Annotated in this window: 12 protein-coding genes; 1 reads left to right on the forward strand and 11 read right to left on the reverse strand. The window is 45.1% G+C overall.

All coding sequences use genetic code 11. The annotated features are described in order from the left end of the window. Positions 1-32 precede the first annotated feature (32 nt). Entirely contained in the window at positions 33-2,165 is a 2,133-nt protein-coding gene (locus ACWJAO_RS04370) for a glycosyl hydrolase 115 family protein (protein WP_449139393.1), read from the forward strand. A 464-nt stretch (positions 2,166-2,629) separates the two neighbouring features. Here the strand turns inward: ACWJAO_RS04370 and ACWJAO_RS04375 are convergent, their stop codons facing one another. From ACWJAO_RS04375 to ACWJAO_RS04425, 11 genes are all read right to left on the reverse strand, one after another. Continuing rightward, complete coding sequence (locus tag ACWJAO_RS04375; RefSeq protein WP_228121585.1) at positions 2,630-2,914, reverse strand: DUF2442 domain-containing protein; 285 nt, start codon at positions 2,912-2,914, stop codon at positions 2,630-2,632. Continuing rightward, positions 2,853-3,107 (reverse strand): DUF4160 domain-containing protein, encoded by a 255-nt coding sequence (locus tag ACWJAO_RS04380; RefSeq protein ID WP_117586454.1) that lies wholly within the window; start codon positions 3,105-3,107, stop codon positions 2,853-2,855. The genes ACWJAO_RS04375 and ACWJAO_RS04380 overlap by 62 nt, the downstream gene beginning before the upstream one ends. Positions 3,108-3,279: 172 nt before the next feature. Further along, positions 3,280-4,296 (reverse strand): branched-chain amino acid aminotransferase, encoded by a 1,017-nt coding sequence (locus ACWJAO_RS04385; RefSeq protein ID WP_144153391.1) that lies wholly within the window; start codon positions 4,294-4,296, stop codon positions 3,280-3,282. 312 nt (positions 4,297-4,608) lie between these two features. Then, the gene (locus ACWJAO_RS04390; protein ID WP_117586455.1) at positions 4,609-5,499 is read right to left on the reverse strand and encodes a carbohydrate kinase family protein; all 891 of its coding nucleotides are present in this window, start codon (positions 5,497-5,499) and stop codon (positions 4,609-4,611) included. Positions 5,500-5,546: 47 nt separating this feature from the next. Next, a complete protein-coding gene (locus tag ACWJAO_RS04395) occupies positions 5,547-6,698 on the reverse strand; it encodes an MFS transporter (protein WP_264909624.1) in 1,152 nt (383 codons plus the stop codon). A 163-nt stretch (positions 6,699-6,861) separates the two neighbouring features. After that, positions 6,862-8,580, reverse strand: a complete 1,719-nt coding sequence (locus ACWJAO_RS04400) for a DUF4980 domain-containing protein (protein ID WP_449139394.1) — start codon at positions 8,578-8,580, stop codon at positions 6,862-6,864. 44 nt (positions 8,581-8,624) lie between these two features. Further along, positions 8,625-10,361: a RagB/SusD family nutrient uptake outer membrane protein gene (locus tag ACWJAO_RS04405; RefSeq protein WP_334672827.1), complete on the reverse strand. Its 1,737-nt coding sequence runs from the start codon at positions 10,359-10,361 to the stop codon at positions 8,625-8,627. A 32-nt stretch (positions 10,362-10,393) separates the two neighbouring features. Then, positions 10,394-13,507 (reverse strand): SusC/RagA family TonB-linked outer membrane protein, encoded by a 3,114-nt coding sequence (locus ACWJAO_RS04410; protein ID WP_449139395.1) that lies wholly within the window; start codon positions 13,505-13,507, stop codon positions 10,394-10,396. Positions 13,508-13,698: 191 nt separating this feature from the next. Continuing rightward, positions 13,699-15,150, reverse strand: coding sequence for an AraC family transcriptional regulator (locus ACWJAO_RS04415; RefSeq protein ID WP_449139396.1), 1,452 nt, complete (start codon positions 15,148-15,150; stop codon positions 13,699-13,701). A 45-nt stretch (positions 15,151-15,195) separates the two neighbouring features. After that, a complete protein-coding gene (locus tag ACWJAO_RS04420; RefSeq protein ID WP_449139414.1) occupies positions 15,196-16,962 on the reverse strand; it encodes an AAA family ATPase in 1,767 nt (588 codons plus the stop codon). 86 nt (positions 16,963-17,048) lie between these two features. Continuing rightward, positions 17,049-18,620: an AAA family ATPase gene (locus tag ACWJAO_RS04425; RefSeq protein ID WP_449139397.1), complete on the reverse strand. Its 1,572-nt coding sequence runs from the start codon at positions 18,618-18,620 to the stop codon at positions 17,049-17,051. Positions 18,621-18,971 lie beyond the last annotated feature (351 nt).

Here is an 18,971-nt window from a genome sequence, read left to right on the forward strand (position 1 = left end):
TCTACAACTGAACAGACAAAAACGGAAGAAAAATGAAATATAAAAAGATTATATTAGGCGTAGCCTTGGCTCTGGCCTGCTTCTCTAGCCTGAATGCCAACGCGCTGACCGAAACCAAAGTGAAGAAGACGGAAACTCAGACCGCAGCACCCAACGTTTACTGGACCGACGGCTACGGAAGAGTATCTTATACCACCAACTCTATCATTTCGCCGGTAGTAAAAATTGCCCTCAAGGAGTTTGCGGGCGATATGAAAGCCGTAACCGGATTCGATGCGAAAGAAAAATCAGGTGCTCCGATACAGATTTACCAGCTCGACCAGCTCACCAACAAAGAGTTTTCGGCAGTAGAAAAACTCGGTACGCCGCTGCATCTTATTATCACCGCAAAGGATGCTTTCTACATCGGTACGAGGAAAGGGAAACTCATCGTTATCGGAAGCAACGCCCGCGGAACGGCTTACGCCATCATGAAACTCTCTGAGCTGGCTGGCGTTTCGCCTCTGGCGGCATGGAACGACCTGCAGCCGGCGCAGCGCAAGAGTCTCTACACACCCGCAGACCAGCAGTGGATAGAGGTTCCGAGAATAGAATTCAGAGGACTTGCCCTGAACAACAGCCAGTGGATGAAACCGCAGAACTACAGCCGCATCGCCCGACTGATGCTGCGCCTGAGAGCCAATACGCTGTGGCAGGTAGACGGCAAACACGAGGCTGCTTACAACAAGGCTGTGGTAGACAGTTTCGACATCTGCGTGGCGGAAAACTACAAGGTGACGGAGTTCGTGGGCAAGAAGCACAAGAAGAAACACCGCCAAACCATTGAGAATGTGAAGCTGGTATGCTCGGATGCACAGATGGAGATGAGCAATCTCTCGCCGGGCCTGCTGCTCGAAATGCTCAACAGCAAGGATTATCTGGAGAGCAAGAATGCCCAGCGCGGCAAATCACACCGTTCTGAGGCTCACAACGACGAAGACTGTGCCTGGATAGCCAACATTACCAATCCGAAACAATCAACCTTCCAGCTAGCCATGATGATGAACCTGGCGTGGAATAAAAACGCCCTGAAAGCAGGTTGCAAGACGTATATCCAGAACTCTCTCAACGCATTCTTTGGTACCATTACGGGCAAGAAAATCATGCCTCTGATGGAAGAATATTACCGCCTTACCAGCATCCGCCATTCCGCTTATATGGCGATGCCTTACGGCGATACTGAGTTTCATTCAGGCGAATTCGGCAACGAACTGGAGCGTTTTCTCTACCGCTACGACCTGTTGAAGGCGAAGACTGAATCCATCGAACGCATGCTGCCTCAGAACCAGAAAGACGGTTTCTTCGAGGTAGTGAAATATCCGATATTCCTGGCTGCCTTAGTAGCCGAAAAGGAGCTGGAGGCACAGGAAGCAAGATACATCTCCCGTCCGGGACTGTTTAATAAAGACGATGAGGCGAAGGCTGCAGCGGCTGTGAGCCTTGATGCTTACAACAAACTGAAGCAGCTCAATGCCTACTATAGTCACATCAGAAACGGCAAATGGAAGGATTTCATTCTTACCAACGGTGCAGAGATGCAGGCTCCGCAGATTCCGGGCACACTCCCGGCTGCCGACATCAAGCGACTGAAAGCAGATGCCTTCGACCGCAGCAACGATCTCAAGCCGCTCTCTGCAGTTACCGGCGACATCATTGCCAAGAATGCCTACGAATGGAGCGAGGCTACCGAATCGCCGCTTGCCCAGGCTGCCGTAAAAGGAGCCGAGAAGATTACCGTCCGTCCGCTGTTAGGTCACAGCGGCAAGGCTGTGAAATTACCGAAAGGAGCCAGTCTGAGCTATGATTTTTACTGCGACAAGAGCGGTGATGCGCGTTTCACCATCGCCGTTATTCCTTGCTTCCTAAACGCTGTAAAGGATATGAGGGTGAGTGTGAGCATAGACCGTGGCGAACCGGTAATCTGCCAGTTGAAGGAGGTTTACAACTCAAAGGACTGGCAGTTTGACCTGTGGCGCGGCCAGACGCTGAAGAGCTTCTACGTTACGCTGCCTGGTGGCAGCCACAACGTAACCATCAAGGCTTTAGACGATAATGTGATGATTGACCAGTGGGTTCTGGATTACGATGTAGACAGAGAATATTACGTATTCCCAGTTGCAAAATAAGAGGCTTTTCTGCAGTTTTTCAGGCTTAAATGAAGACCGGGCTGAGGCATAAATGAAGACCGGGCTGTGGCATAAATGATGGCGGGGCAGAGGCTTAAATGAGGGCTGTCATGAGGTTTTTACGTAGCTTTTCATGAGGCTTTTATGATGCTGAAATGTGTTAAGAATCCTAACTCATAGCTTCTTCCCCCTCAACTCTATGACTTATGCCCCGCAAAGCACAGAGACGGGAAAAAAGAGCGAGGGGTTAACAGGTTAACAGTTAACACCCCAAAAATGCATGGTTCCCCCCATACATATATAAAAATAAGTATATATATATTATATTATAATAAGGTACGCGCGAGGGGGAGTATCGGAAAAACAGCTGTTAACTGTTAACTCTGTTAACCCCCAGGCATAAAAAGGCAGAAAGCCTCTCAGCAAAACGATGCTGAGAGGCTTCTGTATTTTTATTTGAGACTCTATAAAACTTCCATTTCATTTCTCTTCATAATAAGAGGATAACGCTCAGGATGCTTTAAACTCTCTATTTCTAAATCTACATCCAGTTTAGGCCACTCTATGGCATTCCTTCCACTCATCTGCACATCAAGAGCATCAGAAATACATGCATTCTTCATCCAAGGAATCCGATTATAAGATATGAAATAATCGTTTCCTTTCACAGAAAGCATAATGCCTTTATCATTTATCATCAAGACGCTTACCTGTGTGTCTTGCGAATTTGATTTTAAAATCGTCTCCATAATCTTTAAGTATTTTTTCTATAAAACTTAATTCTTTTGTATTGAATCCGAAATTTTCTGCTAGTTCAATATTGGGTTCAAGCCAATACTTAGCTTCATTTTCGGCCTTAACGACATGAATATGCATTCTCTTTTCCTCATTGGAATAGATCTTGAACACAAAGCCATTTATTTCTTTAAATTTAGGACTCATATCCTCTTTATTTAAGAAGTTATATTTTCTGCGGGCAAAGTTACGATATTTTTATGAAACTTCCAAGAAAAAAGACATAAAAAAAGCACTCCTAGGAGCGTGAACTCCTCAAAGTGCCTTGATCATAATTATATTTCTAATATTGGTTTTTACGCAATAAAGAAGTCATTGATTACTCAATAACTACGGTTGTCCAACCATGCTTGTCCTCAATAGTACCATACTGGATTCCGCGAAGCGTATCATACAGGTGCTTAGAGATAGGACCTGGCTTCTCACCGAAGTTGTAGCGCTTGCCTGTATCCAAGTCATCAATGTAGCTGATAGGACTGATTACGGCAGCAGTACCGCAAGCACCAGCCTCCTCGAAAGTATCCAGCTCATCCTCAGGAATCTGACGGCGCTCCACCTTCATACCGAGATCCTCAGCCAACTGCATCAGACTCTTGTTGGTGATAGAAGGGAGGATAGATGTGCTCTTAGGAGTAACGTATGTATTATTCTTGATTCCGAAGAAGTTGGCAGCACCACACTCATCCATGTATTTCTTCTCCTTGGCGTCGAGATAGAACTCGCATGCATAACCCTTCTCGTGAGCGATATTGTTGGCTCTGAGAGAAGCAGCATAGTTTCCACCCACCTTATAGATACCTGTTCCGAGAGGAGCAGAGCGGTCGAAATCGCGGATGATGACGTATGGGTTGGTAGAGAATCCCCCCTTGAAGTATGGCCCCACTGGAGTTACGAAGATGAGGAAGCAATACTCAGTAGCAGGGTGAACACCCACCTGAGCACTTGTACCGATGAGCAGCGGACGGATATAGAGCGTAGCACCGCTCTCGTAGGTAGGAATCCACTCCTGGTTGAGGCGAACCACCTTTTTCACCATTTCCTCGAACATCTCTGTAGGCACCTCTGGCATCAGAATGCCGCGACATGTGCTCTGCAAGCGCTTAGCGTTCTCGTCCATACGGAACACGCGCACCTTACCGTCTGGGCAACGATAAGCCTTCAAGCCCTCGAATGCCTCCTGGCCATAGTGCAGACAGGTTGCAGCCATGTGCAATTTCAAATACTCATCAGAGCAAACTTCTATTTCGCCCCATTTGCCGTCGCGATAGTAACAGCGAACATTGTAGTCAGTCTGGCGATAGCCAAATGACAAATTAGACCAATCTAAGTCTTTCATAACATCTATATTTTTAATGTTCTACTAATGTTTTAGATGCAAAAGTACAAAATAATATATTAATCTGCAACTCTTTTATAATATTTTTAATGAAAACGTTATCTTTTTATTCATTTCTGCCATTTTGGGGCATCATTTTACCATTTTAGGGGGTTCTTTTATTGTAATTGAGAGATTGTATTACTGAAAATGAAAAAGCTGCACCCATTCTTCGCGAACAGGATGCAGCATACCAACTAACATTAACTTTAAATCAACTATTCTTTAAACCTATCATTTTATATTGCTATATAACCAATAGGGGAAGCGAGGTTAACGGGTGTATTCCTCAGGAATCTGAGGCATCGCTCCATTCTGGGTACAAACGTAGGCACTTACCTTTACGGCAAGTTCGTGAGCCTCCTGAATACTCTTGCCCTTCAGAATGCTGGCACAGAATGTACCGGTAAAGCTGTCGCCTGCACCTACTGTATCAGCCACCTCAACCTTTGGAGTCTCCTGGAATGACTTCACACCCGGAGCAAAGACATAGCTGCCATTTACACCGCAGGTCAGCACGAGCATATCGAGATTATATTTGCCGAGAATCAGCCAGCACTTGTTCTCGATATCCAAACCTGGATAACCGAAGAGACGGCCGATGGTAATCAACTCCTCGTCATTGATCTTCAACACATTGCAGCGCTTCAAGCTCTCGGTAATCACCTCTGGAGTATAGAAGTTCTGACGAAGATTGATGTCGAAAATCTTCAGACAATCCTCAGGAGTATGATCGAGGAACGTATAGATGGTCTTGCGGCTAACCTCACTGCGCTGAGCCAGAGAACCCCAGCATACAGCTCCAGCATTGACAGCAATCTCCCTGATATCACTGGTGAACGGGATATTATCCCAAGCTACACCCTGCTTGATATCGTAAGTAGGAACGCCCTCCTTATCAAGCTGCACCTGAACAGTACCGGTAGGATAATCTACCTCAGGCATTACATACTTCAACTTCTTCTCATCGAGAATGCGAAGGGCTGTTTCGCCCAAGGCATCCTTACCCACAGCACTCACGGCTACAGAATGCAAACCATGCTGACCTGCATGGTAAGCGAAGTTGGCAGGAGCACCGCCGAGTTGAGAACCACTAGGGAGAACATCAAAGAGGATTTCGCCCAAACCTACACAATATTTTGTATTCAAATTCTTTGTTTCCATAATTACACCTTATTATATACGATATAAACGATTGCGGATGATTTATATTATAACTTGCGGATATAAGTGAAGAGATAAACAACTCCTATAGCCATGACTGCCACAGCACCTACCTGACCGAAGGCATCGCTGGCAAAGCCCATAATCAAAGGGAAGACGGTACCACCGAAGAGTCCCATGATCATCAGTCCACTCACCTCATTCTTCTTATCAGGCATAGCTAGAAGTGCCTGAGAGAAAATCATGGAGAACACGTTAGAGTTGCCGTATCCCACGAGGGCGATGGCGATATAAAGCATCATCTTGCTCTCGCCTACCCACATGCCTATCATACTCAGAGCCATCATCACTACGCTGATGACGAAGAAAGTGCGGGTCTTCATCATGCGGAGGAAAACGGTACCGGTGAAACATCCGATGGTACGGAAGATGAAGTAGAGCGATGTAGCGAAGGCAGCCTCGTTCAGCGTCCATCCCAGACGCTCCATCAGAATTTTAGGAGCTGTAGTATTGGTACCCACATCGATGCCTACATGGCACATGATACCGATGAAGGAAAGCAGCACGATAGGTTTGCCGAGCAACTTGAAGCACTCGCCGAAACCAGACGCCTTACCCTCGTTCTTCTCTTCTTCAATAGGTGTACCTGCCAGGAAGAAGGTGGCAGCGATTCCGATAACCATATAGATTGGGAAGAGGATTCTCCAGCCCAAACCGAAGGTTGGAATGCTTGCCATGGCACCCCACATGGCAATGTATGGTGCCAGAAAGGAAGCTATCGCCTTGACAAACTGACCGAAGGTCAATGTGGATGCCAGGTTCTGACCTGATGTCACCACTGAAACCAGTGGATTCAGGGAAGTCTGCATCAATGCATTTCCGATGCCCAGCAATGAGAACGACACGAGCATCAGTTCAAAGTTTTCGCCAAAGATGGGCAAAAGGAGTGAGATAACGGTAACGAGCAAAGACAGGAGTACTGTCTTCTTTCTACCTATCTTATTCATCAGGATTCCCGTAGGAACCGAGAAGATGAGAAACCAGAAGAATACCAGCGATGGGAACAGATTGGCTGTTGCATCATTGAGGTTGAGATCTTCCTTTACGTAGTTGGAGGCAATACCTACCAAATCTACAAATCCCATGGCGAAGAAACAGAGCATCACCGGGATGATTGATAACTTTGATGATTTATTCATAATTGTTAGCGTTATTGTTTCTATTTTGCTGGTGCAAAGGTAGCGATAAACGATACAATATATCATAAAATATCGTTCATCGACTACCATTTATGTTGCATTGTTACATCATTAACACGCTAAGAAACAATAGTGTTATAGATTCAGTTCTTAACAGATGAAGTTACTTGATGTCGTAAATCTGATACTTACCCTTCCCCTTTACAGTAACCTTGTTGTAAGGCTTGCTTGGGAACACGAGATTGGTCATGGACATCTTGCCGTCAGCATCCAGAGCCTCGATGCTGCTCTTGTCGATGAAGATGCGCAGCTGGCTGATCTTGCCGTAGGTTGGAGCTTTGGTGACTGCAGCGAAGTCCTTGCTGAAATCCACCTTACCACTCTTGGTTCTATCCATTGAGAAGGTTTCTGCCTTGGCATCGTAGTTCATCACTACCTTCTCGCCCTTGTCGTTGCTCAAAGTGATAGTAGCATTTCCCTTCAGGTTCACTACCATCTCGCAAGATGCTGTAAGTTTCTTGCCTGCCTTCTTGCTTCTTGCCGCTGTCATCTCTGGAGATGGAACCACGCTGCAATAAGTTTCACCCTTATACTTGAAAAGACCTAAGTCGCGAGGTATTGAATTGCCTGAGCGATACTGCTGGGTTGGAACCTGGTTGGCATACTGCCAGTTGCTCATCCAGGCGATAGCCACGTGGCGACCTTCTGGTGCGTTATCAAAAGTAACTGTAGCATAATGATCCTTTCCGTAATCCATCCACTTGGTTACCTCTGGCTTGCTGTCGCAAGTAAACTTGTGTCCGTCGAAATCACCTACGAAATACTGGGTTGCTGAACCACCGGATGGACCACCAGGATTGATGTTGCAGATGAGCATCCACTTCTCCTTATCAGTGCCACGAACCTTCATTTTCATCAGGTCTGGGCATTCCCAAACACCGCCATGGTTTCCATACTTCTCACCGAAAGAGCTTTCGTATTTCCAGTCCTTCAAGTTATCTGAAGAATAGATTTCCATGTGCTGACCGGCTGCCAGAATCATATTCCACTTCTTGATGTCCTCGTTCCAGAACATGTGTGGGTCACGGAAGTCTGGCACAGTACTGGTGATAATAGGATTTCCCTCGTATTTTGTAAAGGTCTTGCCGTTATCTGTACTATAAGCCATGCTCTGGGTCTGGTTTTCAGCAGCAGTAGTATAAAGTGCAACCACAGCATCCTTTCCGAAACCCGAGGTATTGTTCTTGTCAACCACGGCAGAACCACTGAAGATAGTACCTACAGCATCAGGCTGGATAGGAGTGCCCTGGAACTTCCAGTGAACCAAGTCGGTGGAAGTAGAATGTCCCCAGGTCATATTCTCCCACTGTGATCCGTAAGGATTATACTGGAAATAGAGATTCCATACGCCATCCTTATAGAACATACCATTAGGATCGTTCATCCATCCGTAAGCAGGAGTGTGATGGAAATCCGGACGATACTGCTCGCGATTCTTCATATCGAAAGCATCAGAGAACTTCATCTCCTTCCAGCAAGTGAGGGCATTCAGTCCTTCCTTACTATAATCGCCATTGACATGGATATCGAGAGCCAGGCCTTTCAAGCCAGCAAACTCATCCATATAGAGAGGTACGAAATAATCTACGTGGTCTTTAGCCAACTTCACATTGAGGGCTTTTACCTGCTTGTTGTTGGCAATCACCTTGATATTTGCCATCTCAGCATCCTCCTGTACAGGGAGCAAGAGACACTTCTGGTTCTGACTCTCCTGGCTGATGCGATAGAGACAGTGGTTATTGCTCAAGAAGGAAGCCTGCTGGGCATAACTGGCGGTGAAACCGCAAAGAGCGACAAGCGCTGAAATAAATATCTTTTTCATTGTCTACGTGTCTGAAATTATTATCTAAAAATACCGATAGGTAATTACTCATATCCCTTATTCTGCTTATACAGACCAGGAATATAATACAGCTGGTTATATGGAACCGGATAGAACTCGTTCTTGCCTGGAGTAAACTTGGCATCCTTCAGGTATTGCGCGTATGTCTGCTCTCCATACTTATCGTTCTGCTCTGATGCAAAATACTTGTTCAATGTCTCAGAAGCAATGCCCCAGCGGCGCAGGTCGAAGAAACGGCCGTTCTCCATAGCCATCTCCAGGCGACGTTCCCAGCGCAGGCACTTTCTTGCGGTCTCCTTATCCTGGAAATAAGACTCCGGATAAAGGGCAATATCACACTGAGCCTTGGCATAATCGATATGCTTATCCACAGAATTCTTGGCTCTCTGACGGATATCGTTGATGATGGTACGAGCCTCAGCCAGACGGTCCAACTCTATCAAAGCCTCAGCGCGCATCAACATGATGTCGCTATAACGGAGCACATAGTCGTTCATCGCAAACGCCTGCCAAGAGCCATTGAATGTCTCACCCTTAGAACGCTGTGGTACTTCCTTCAGAGAGGTATAGTAACCGTAAACGTTTGGTGTACGAGAGTTGGCTGTAGTCATCGTGTATTCTGACTCATATTTATATGGGAAGGTAGGCATTCCTACTGTATGGAACAAACGTGGATCCCATTTTTGACTATTAGGCTTACCGTTTACAGGATAATCACAAGTCTTGTTGTAGTCATCAAACTCAGGAAGTCCGTTCTTGGTCTTGAAGGCATTCACTAGGTCCTGTGAAGGCTTGTGGAAATCCCATCCGCAAGACCACATACCCCAACAGCCATTCAGCACGTTAGACCAGTTGCCACGTCCGAAGGTGGTATGGTCCTCGCTATAGTCGGAAGCCTGGACAGCAAAAACTGACTCCTTGCTGTTCTTATTGTCAGGCAGGAAGATGTCGCCGAAGTCTGCCATGTAACCATAGTCTGAATTCTTCACAACATCGGTGTAATCTACTACCTTCTGCATATACTCCTCATTAATATGGTCAACGCCATTGGTTGCCTCATAACCATCACCCCAGGCAATGGTAAGATAACATTTGGCCAGATAACCTGCGGCAGCAATCTTGTTGACACGACCGCCATCCTTCTGCTTAGCAGGAAGTACATCGTATGCAGTCTGGAAGTCGGCAATCACCTTTTGCCACAATTCCTCGTAAGTAAACTGAGTGTTTGATGTGCTCTCTGTTGTTTTATCCTCATAAACCTTCTCGTCTATCCAAGGAATCTGACGATACATGCTAAGTAACTTGAAATAGAAATGAGCACGGAGGAAGCGAACCTCAGCCTCACGCTGCTTGGTTACCTCAGCACCCAGTGTGCTCTCACCATTCTGTTGCAAAGAAACCAAGGCACGGTTGCAACGGGAAACGGCACAATAGAGACGATACCATAACTCGTCGAGTTCGCCCTTAGTAGAGGTTAAGGTACTCCAAATCTCCACATCGTGATAACCGGTGTCACCGGTACCACCGCCACCCTTCAAGCAATCGTCTGAAGAAAGGTCACCATATGGCCAAAGGTTGAATGGGTAAGAGTACCAACAGTTGCCCAACATCGCATAGGCACTGTTTACCATCTTGTCTGGCTCGCTGAATGCCTTGTCTTCATCAACCACAGCTGTTGGGGTGTAATCCAGGAAATCATCACAACTGGTGAATGTTCCTATCAGTGCTGCTGCAAGCACCATTGTATATAACTTTTTCATCTTAGAATTCTCTTTAAAAAATATGAAACATTTTAGAAACCTACCTGAAGTCCGAATGATACGGATGTTGAAAGTGGATAGTTCCAGTTTGGATTCTCTGGGTCTGAACAGGTCAGGCTGTTGCTCTTGATGGTCAAAAGATTCTGACCTGAGAGATAGACACGGGCACTGGTCATCTTCAACTTAGAGAGGATACTGCTTGGGATAGTGTAACCCACCTGCAAGGTGCGCAACTTCAAGTAAGAACCATTCTCAACGAAGTAAGTAGAAGCACGACCCTCATCGGCTGTATTCATGGTGCTCAAGCGTGGGATGGAAGAACCAGTGTTGTTGGTATTCCAAGCATCGAGCAAACGGGTTCCCTTGTTAGAACCACCATCAGTAATAGCCCAGAAGTCGGTCTGGAACTTTTGGTTGTTATACACATCCTGGTCATAGACACCCTGCCAGAACATACTGAAATCAAAGCCCTTGTAGTTGAGAGCAATATTCAAACCATAAGAGAAGGCTGGCACAGGGTCGAAAATCCAAGTCTGGTCATCTGAAGTAATTCCATTTTTACCATCTAAGTCCTTGTATTTCAACCCACCGACACGTGCGTTTGGCTGTCCAGACTTATCTACTTCTTCCTGATTCTGGAAAATTCCATCGGCTACATAACCTACGATAGAACCATATGACTTGCCACTCTGCACCAGGTTTTCCTTAGATGTGTGAGCGTAAGCACCTGTTGTTGTTGCTGGCAAATAAGTAACCTTGTTGCGGAAGAAATCCAGATTGCCGTTCACGTCGATGCCAAGTCCATTAGCCAAGGTCTTGCGATAACCCACGGTGAACTCCATACCCCAGTTGCGGAGCGAAGGACCATTCTGCCATGAATTTCCACCTTCACCAGTTGCACCCAGATAAGCAGGATTAATCAACATATCCTTCACATTCTTAATATAGGCATCCACTGTACCATAGAGGGTGTTGCCAAACAGGGTGTAATCCAAACCTACGTTATACTGGGTAGCAGCCTCCCATTTCAAGTTAGGATTAGCCAACTGTGTGGCACGATAACCAGAAGGGAAGGTACCTGAGCCTTGCAGGAAGAGATCGTATGCAGTAGAGGTTACACGGTCTAGTCCGTAATCCACTACATAAAGACCAAACTGTGCATTGTTGTCGATAGCCTGGTTACCTGTCTGACCCCAAGAGAGTCGCAACTTGGCATCATCCAACCAATCCTTCTTCAGAAGATTGGAGAATCTGAAGCCGAGCGATGCAGCAGGAAAAGTACCCCAGCGATGAGCCTTACCGAAACGTGATGAACCATCATGACGGATAGTGAAGGAAGCCAGGAGGAGATCATCCCAGTTGTAGTTCACCTTTCCAAAGAAAGAAGCCAGGCGATAACCTACCTTCGCACCCGAGTTACGCATCGTTCCTGTTGCAGCATTTGGCCACATATAATCTTTATCTTCCAGCGCATAGCCTTCTGAATAGGCAGAGAAATCGATAACCGACTGCTTGGAAACCTCCATACCACCGAGAACATCGATGTTGTGCTTGCCTATCTTGGTTACGTACTGGGCTGTGTTAGACCATGTCCAGTTAGTCTCATTGTTATTCGAGAGCGTTGTCTTGGCGATGTCATTGTTGATAATATCGGAATGATAAGTATTCGTCATCGCATTGATAAACGATGTCTTGAAATCCAAACCGAAGTTAGAACGCAGGGTCAATCCCTTGACAGGCTTCAATTCTACGAAAGCATTACCGAAGATGCGCCAGTAGTCGAGGTGGTTGTTGCGGTTCTGATACTGCTCACGACAAGGATTCTGACGGTCGGCCATACTACCAACAGGACCTGCGAAGGTCTTGCCATCTTCTTCGTAAACCGGAACGATGGAAGGCATCTTCAAGGCATTCTCCATCGGATGGCAATCTACCTGAGAGGTATAAGTCAATGTCACATTCTCACCTACGGTTACGATCTTGTTCAAATTCCAAGAGGTATTCAAACGAGCTGAGATATTCTCGAAGTCGGTATATTTCAAGACACCCTCATTGTTCTTGTATCCCAAGGAGAACATAGCGCTATGCTTGTCATTGGCATGAGATACAGAGAGGTCGTAGTTCTGCGAGAAACCTGTGCGAGAGATTTCATCAAGCCAGTCGGTATTTGAGAATCGCATGGTCTTCTTGGCATTGATGTAGCCGTCATATCGACCATTGATAGTATAGTTCTGATACTGGTTGGTAGCAGGATTCCAAACGGTGATTGGAGTTCCAGAGGCCGCATTCAAGTCGATGCCGTAGTTGGCAGCATAAGCCACAGGATCGAGTCCATCGTTCAGGGCTGCCTGAGCCATCGCAGTAGCATATTGGCTGGAATTCATCAACTTCATCTTCGACTGGTTGGAATAGAACTGTGCAGTGAGGTTGGCAGAGAAGTCAACAGCCACCTTGCTACCCTTCTTACCTTTCTTGGTGGTGATGATGATGACACCATTCGAAGCACGGGAACCATAGATAGAAGCCGAAGCGGCATCCTTCAAAACCTGCATACTCTCAATATCATTTGTATTGAGGGTATTCAATGCCATATTGGTAGGCACACCATCTATGATATAAAGAGGGTCCTGAGAAGAGTTGAAAGAACCGATACCACGAATACGCACGGTTCCTGAACCTATAGGAGAACCATCAGTAGTAACAGTCATACCAGGAACACGACCCTGCAAAGCACGCATCGGGTCTGTTTCTGAAGTAGTCTTCAGGCTCTTGGTAGAAACCACAGCCACGGAACCGGTCAAATCGGCCTTTCGCTGAGTGGTATAACCTGTTACAACCACTTCCTGCAAGTCGTTGGCATCTTCCTGAAGTGTTACCACCATATTGTCTGAAGCCTTTACTTCTTGCGTCTTATATCCAATATAAGATATAACAAGTGTGGAACCAGGAGCACATTCTACATGGAAGTTACCATCAAAGTCGGTAACAGTACCAGTCTTAGTACCCTTCACCATGACAGATGCACCAATGACTGTCTCACCGGCAGCATCTTTCACAATGCCATTTACATTTACCTGTTGTGCACTAGCTATGGTGCAAACAGTACAGAGCGCAGAGCTCATCAGTAATCTTGAAAGATTGTTCATACTATTATAACGTTTTAAGTTTCAAAAATTGTCATTGCTTGATTTCTGCCGCAAAATTAGGGAAAAGACAGTTATATAAATAGAAAAAATCGTTCCTGCAACAATAATTATGTTACATGAAACGATTTTCTTATCTTTTGCTAAGATTTTAAAGTTTTCTATCAGAAGCAGTTAGAACCATATCATACATCTTACACCGGTTTATGTCGTAAATCTGTTGGAAGAACGCCATATTGTTTCTTGAAACAGGAAGAGAAATAGCCCGGTAACGCAAAGCCTACTTCTGCCGAGACTTCTGCTACAGTCTTATCAGTCTGCATCAGGAGCGTATAGGCTCTCTGCAGGCGCATCTCTTTCAAGAGCTCGGCAGGCGTTTTTCCTGTCATAGCCTTCACCTTGCGATAGAGCTGCACCTTGCTCAACAGCATCTGGGCTCCCAAATCATCCATCTTCATATCAGCATTGCCCATATTCTCAAGAATCTTCTTCTTGAAACGGTCCATGAAGTAACGATCACTCTCATCCAGATGATTCAGTTCAGCAACCCAACCCTCCTTGTTCTCGATGAAGCCACGAGCCACGGCTTTCTGTTTCTGCAGCTTCTTTCTATATACCTTATATATATAGTAGATGACAAAGAGCAGAACCAATACGATGACGATGGCAACAATAATCATCCATTTCTGAATACGGGAAACCTCTGAATAAGAATCAAGACTGTCAGAAATCTGATCCAGATTCTTCATCTTGGCTTCCAAATCCTGATATTGCAGAGCGATGGCATCGCAGTTTTCCTGGGTAGCAAGAAATGATTTCATCACATTATCCTTCTTATAGGGTTTACCCTGAAGGATATTCATCGCCAATTCCATAATTTTTTCGCCCTGGGTAGGATAGACATAAGAAGCTGCAAACTGTCCTCTCTTCACTCTATCCACTCCTTCCCATTCTCCAGGCAATCCATCAATGCCTACTATCAGCATCTGCTTATCAATGCCTCGTCTCTCTGCTTCCAGAAAGGCTCCTATGGCTCCCAGGTCGCTATGTCCGAACACGCCATCCGCATGTCCGCCCTTATCCAGATATTGCTTCATCAACTTCTGGGCACGCTCCATCTTCCAGTTGCTTTCCAGGGTAACCACCTTGATTCCCGGATAATTCTTCATCACCTCGTGGAAACCAAGATGACGCTCAATGACAGGGGAAGCATCCTTCAAACCCGTAATCTCAACAACGGTACCTTTTCCATCCAGTTTACTGGCAAGAAAGCGGGCTACTTCCCTACCCGCTTCTACATTATCGCCACCGATGGAAGCTGTATAATGGGTTGTCTTTACCTTTCTGTCGAAGAGAATAACCGGGATATGCGCACGATAAGCTCGCTCGATGGCGGGAGTAACATCATTCACGTTAACAGGGGCCACCACGATTAAATCTACCTTCCTGGCTATCATACTGTCTATCTGACGAGCCTGGCGTTGCCCGTCATTCTCTGCAGTAGTAAACAGCAAATCCACATTCTTATATTGATATTGCGCCAGTCGCATCTCATTATTCACCTTCTCGCGCCAAACTCCGCTGCAACATTGCGACACACCAATCACCATTTTCTTCTGGGTGCATGAATCCAGAAGAAGAAGCATACTACTAAGTAATACTATTAAAATATAGAGTCTTTTCATTAATTTTCATACTTCTTCCATCCGTTTAAGTTCCCACCCCTCAAACTGCATGATGATGAGATGGAGTTTTGTGCCTTGGCGCAAAGCCTCAACCCTTGGAGCCTCAGCATATCGATGAATCTGTTCTACAGCCTCACGCCACTGTTTCTCTGCCTTGGTCATAGGCTTGCCATCTTCCATAAACTCACCTTCAACTATCGCAGAGAAATCTTTCTTAGAAAGAACCTTCAATTCCAGAATGTAGCTATGCTGACTGGCATAATGGGTAAGGTCTGGCAAAAGGAAGAACTCACAATAGCCATGATTCAACTCCAACTCTGGAGCCGTGATATAATAATCATTCAGATTCAGATAAGCCATGAAGAATCCCTGCAGGTTTCGCTCTGCCTCTATGCCATCACGCACCGATGAAACCTTGGCATAGGCATCTGCCATGAAGCGCAATCCTTCTTCCCACTTACCATCGTATGCCATGTCATAATAGTAATCGGTGAGCTGGTTGACATCCACATAAGCCTTTGCCTGATACTCTTCTTCCAGATAACCATAATACTGCTTGCGGACATTATTGTTTGGAATGCCCAGAATGAGCTTGGAGCCACGAGTTCCCTTGATGGTCAACATGCCATAATAGAACAGAAGACTTGGGAATATCTCTGCCTTTGGAATCTGATACGCAGAAAACGACTCATAAAGCTGGGTAACAATCTGCTCCTCTTCTGCTATCTTGCGGATAATGCCCTTACGCTCTCCATCCAGCTTGTCAAACTGCAAGAGTTTCTTCATCTTGCCGTAATCGGTACGGGTATTCGGGTCAATCATCTCTTCAGGCGGACATCCGGCATCCATATAATTGCGAAGGTAATAAAGAACCATATCACAATTAAACATACGAGTTTTCTTCTTCAATGCCTGTTTAGCAAAGCAATAGTTATCATACCATGGCTTCATATCATTGACAATGGCATCAATATCACTATCGGCAGGAATACTTCCATGCTCCTTATAATAGGTAAACATCTCCACCACATCGGTGGTAGAGAAGCCCAGCATCTCATCAAACTCTGGCTTGATAGAAATGTTCCAGCCTATATTGAATCCACTCGTTACATCATCCAGGGTTACAGGGCTCACACCCATCATGAAGATACGCTCAAAATTACCCTTGAACTTCTTGAAGACATCCCGATAAAAGCCATCGGCATGGGTAATTGCATGATACACTTTCTCACCACGTTCATTGAGAATGACATTCGTGAAGTTGTCATACTCATCGATAATGAGATACAGATGATACTGGTGCGCCTTGGCTGCCTTGAATATCAGTTCCATCTTTTCCTCGAAATCTTCCTGCGCCAAGATTTCTTCCATCTCTGCCTGATAATATTCTGAGTATTGACGGACAAAAGCATCAAGGTTGATGCTGAGATAAGAATTAAACTTAGTCTCAAGCTTATCGATATTACCCGTAATCTGGGAGAAATCGAGGAACAGCACCTGATACTTTCCCTGCAAAGGAGTAGGATGCTGTCCTATCCACAGATTTCCAAAAAGACTCTGGAACTTATGGCTCTGCGTACAGTCATAGTAAGAATAGAGCATACTCAAGAATATGCTCTTACCAAAACGACGAGGACGGATGAAGAAGAGATTGCGAGGCTGCTTCTCCAGCTCCGGAATAAACATCGTCTTATCCACATAATACTGATTCTGCTCTATCACTTGGGCAAAATCAGCTACACCATAAGGTACCCGTTTTACTTGCTGTTCCATCATGATCTATCTTTAAAAAAATTATCTGTAAATTACGTTTCATTGGATAAAAAACGTTCATATATCTTTTTATCAAGTCTTATCTATCAACCTTTTACTTCCTTCCAATCAACCAACCCCTTGCCCATATCATCCAGCTCAACTGCAAGAGCCACGACATTTCGCTTATCAGCCTTGAATGGCTCGACATATTGATTCGACAGGATTTGCTTCTCAGCAGCAGTAAGACCGCCATTCTTGGTAAGTTTCAACTCTAACACATAGATATAGCTATAGATTTCTACCACCATGTCGATTCTGCCAGTAGACAGCATATGCTCCACCTCAACACGGCAACCGATGGCATTGAATATCGTACTGATGACAAGACGATAACGCTCTTCCATATCCATAGAGGCAAGTTTCTTGTTGCTATATGGCACATCGGCAATGAGAGCCTTGAGGCATTTCATCGCTTCAGGCAGATTGCCTGTGCTTAAATTGGCACTAAGGAAAGCTTGCGTTGATTGCAAATTGCCCACTCTACGCATGGAAAGTGCAGGCAAGACCATCTCGTTAAGTGCTTGCCTAACCTCAAAGTTTGGAAATCCTAAGAAATAGACACCATTCGCATAACTCTTGATGGTAAGATAGCCCGACTGATAAAGAAACAACTCTGCTCCGCCGCCTGTTACATCAGATGTTTCTGCTACCCTACCCAACAAAGCGCAATGGTCGAAATCTTGCAAACGAATCTCAAAATCATCCACAAACTTTGGCAACAAGGAGGTGGCACCCGATGATGCCCAATAGTTTCTTATCTCCCTATCAGCCAATGCATTGATGAGACTGAATGGATTATAAACATCCACCATGTTGTTACGGCTGAAATGATATCCATCATAATTGGCTTTCAGCTGTTCGACGGTTTCATCTACTGTCCATCCATTATTCTCTCCCATCGCCTCTATCTCTGGCATAAAATTTTCGGTGATTTCCTGCTTGGTAATACCACAAATGGCTGCGTATGGAGCATCAAAACTGATGTTGCTGAGGTTATTGAGCACAGAGAAGAGAGAAATCTGGGTAAACTTGGTAATGCCAGTGATAAAGACAAACTTCTCGTATTCATCATCCGCCTTCAAGATGGCAAAGACACTGCGATAGACTGCTGTACAACCTTCATGATCCGGTGTCTTCCAAGAATGCAGAAGAGGAGCGTCATATTCGTCTATGAGGATGGCAACTTGCTGACCAGTCTGTTCGTAAGCGGTCGTAATGATGGCATCAAATCGATTACCTAGCGAGTCGCCCTCAATGGTTTGGATGCCATATTCTTTCTCATATTTGGCAAAGATGCGATTAAGATAGGCACAAAGTTCGACAACGGTAGCACCACCTCGGCTCATATCAAGGCGAATAACAGGACGAGCTGTCCAGTTCTTCTCCATATCCATGATTTTCAAGCCTTCGAAGAGTTCCTTCTTTCCCTCAAAATAAGCTTGAAGAGTATCCACGAGCACAGACTTACCAAAGCGACGAGGACGGCTCAGGTAATTATACTTCTTCCCCCTATTTACAAGATTCCAGATGATATCTGTCTTGTCAACATACAAATATCCTTCTTCCCTTATTTTTTGAAAAGACTGGATGCCTACAGGCAATCTTCTATCATTCATTTCTTCCACCATAATCCATACTTTTTGCTATTCTTCTGCAAATATACAACTTTTATCTGAAACCAAGCAGATTACCCACTAATTATTTCCTATTTAAAATAAAAAAAACGAAAAAGCCACAGTTTGCGTTTACAAACTGCGGCTTTTATTATATTTTATCCGAAACACACGTTCCTACCATACGACTTTCTTGTTGCCCATAATATAAATGTGTCCTTTTTGTGGCACAAGGACTTTTCTTCCCGAGAGGTCGAACAGAGTAGGATTGATGTTTCTTGCTATCATGAAAGATGATGCATATATATATATAATAATAATGTGATAACTTGTATCTTTTGGTGTAAAATATTA

Source organism: Segatella sp., from assembly GCF_977051555.1.

Bases quoted from the DNA above. Each gene is read 5' to 3' on its own strand.
- ACWJAO_RS04380 (WP_117586454.1), bottom strand. From the start codon at position 3,107: ATGAGTCCTAAATTTAAAGAAATAAATGGCTTTGTGTTCAAGATCTAT.
- ACWJAO_RS04410 (WP_449139395.1), bottom strand. From the start codon at position 13,507: ATGAACAATCTTTCAAGATTACTGATGAGCTCTGCGCTCTGTACTGTT.
- ACWJAO_RS04390 (WP_117586455.1), bottom strand. From the start codon at position 5,499: ATGGAAACAAAGAATTTGAATACAAAATATTGTGTAGGTTTGGGCGAA.
- ACWJAO_RS04395 (WP_264909624.1), bottom strand. From the start codon at position 6,698: ATGAATAAATCATCAAAGTTATCAATCATCCCGGTGATGCTCTGTTTC.
- ACWJAO_RS04415 (WP_449139396.1), bottom strand. From the start codon at position 15,150: ATGCTTCTTCTTCTGGATTCATGCACCCAGAAGAAAATGGTGATTGGT.
- ACWJAO_RS04375 (WP_228121585.1), bottom strand. From the start codon at position 2,914: ATGGAGACGATTTTAAAATCAAATTCGCAAGACACACAGGTAAGCGTC.
- ACWJAO_RS04425 (WP_449139397.1), bottom strand. From the start codon at position 18,620: ATGAATGATAGAAGATTGCCTGTAGGCATCCAGTCTTTTCAAAAAATA.
- ACWJAO_RS04385 (WP_144153391.1), bottom strand. From the start codon at position 4,296: ATGAAAGACTTAGATTGGTCTAATTTGTCATTTGGCTATCGCCAGACT.
- ACWJAO_RS04405 (WP_334672827.1), bottom strand. From the start codon at position 10,361: ATGAAAAAGTTATATACAATGGTGCTTGCAGCAGCACTGATAGGAACA.
- ACWJAO_RS04400 (WP_449139394.1), bottom strand. From the start codon at position 8,580: ATGAAAAAGATATTTATTTCAGCGCTTGTCGCTCTTTGCGGTTTCACC.
- ACWJAO_RS04420 (WP_449139414.1), bottom strand. From the start codon at position 16,962: ATGGAACAGCAAGTAAAACGGGTACCTTATGGTGTAGCTGATTTTGCC.
- ACWJAO_RS04370 (WP_449139393.1), top strand. From the start codon at position 33: ATGAAATATAAAAAGATTATATTAGGCGTAGCCTTGGCTCTGGCCTGC.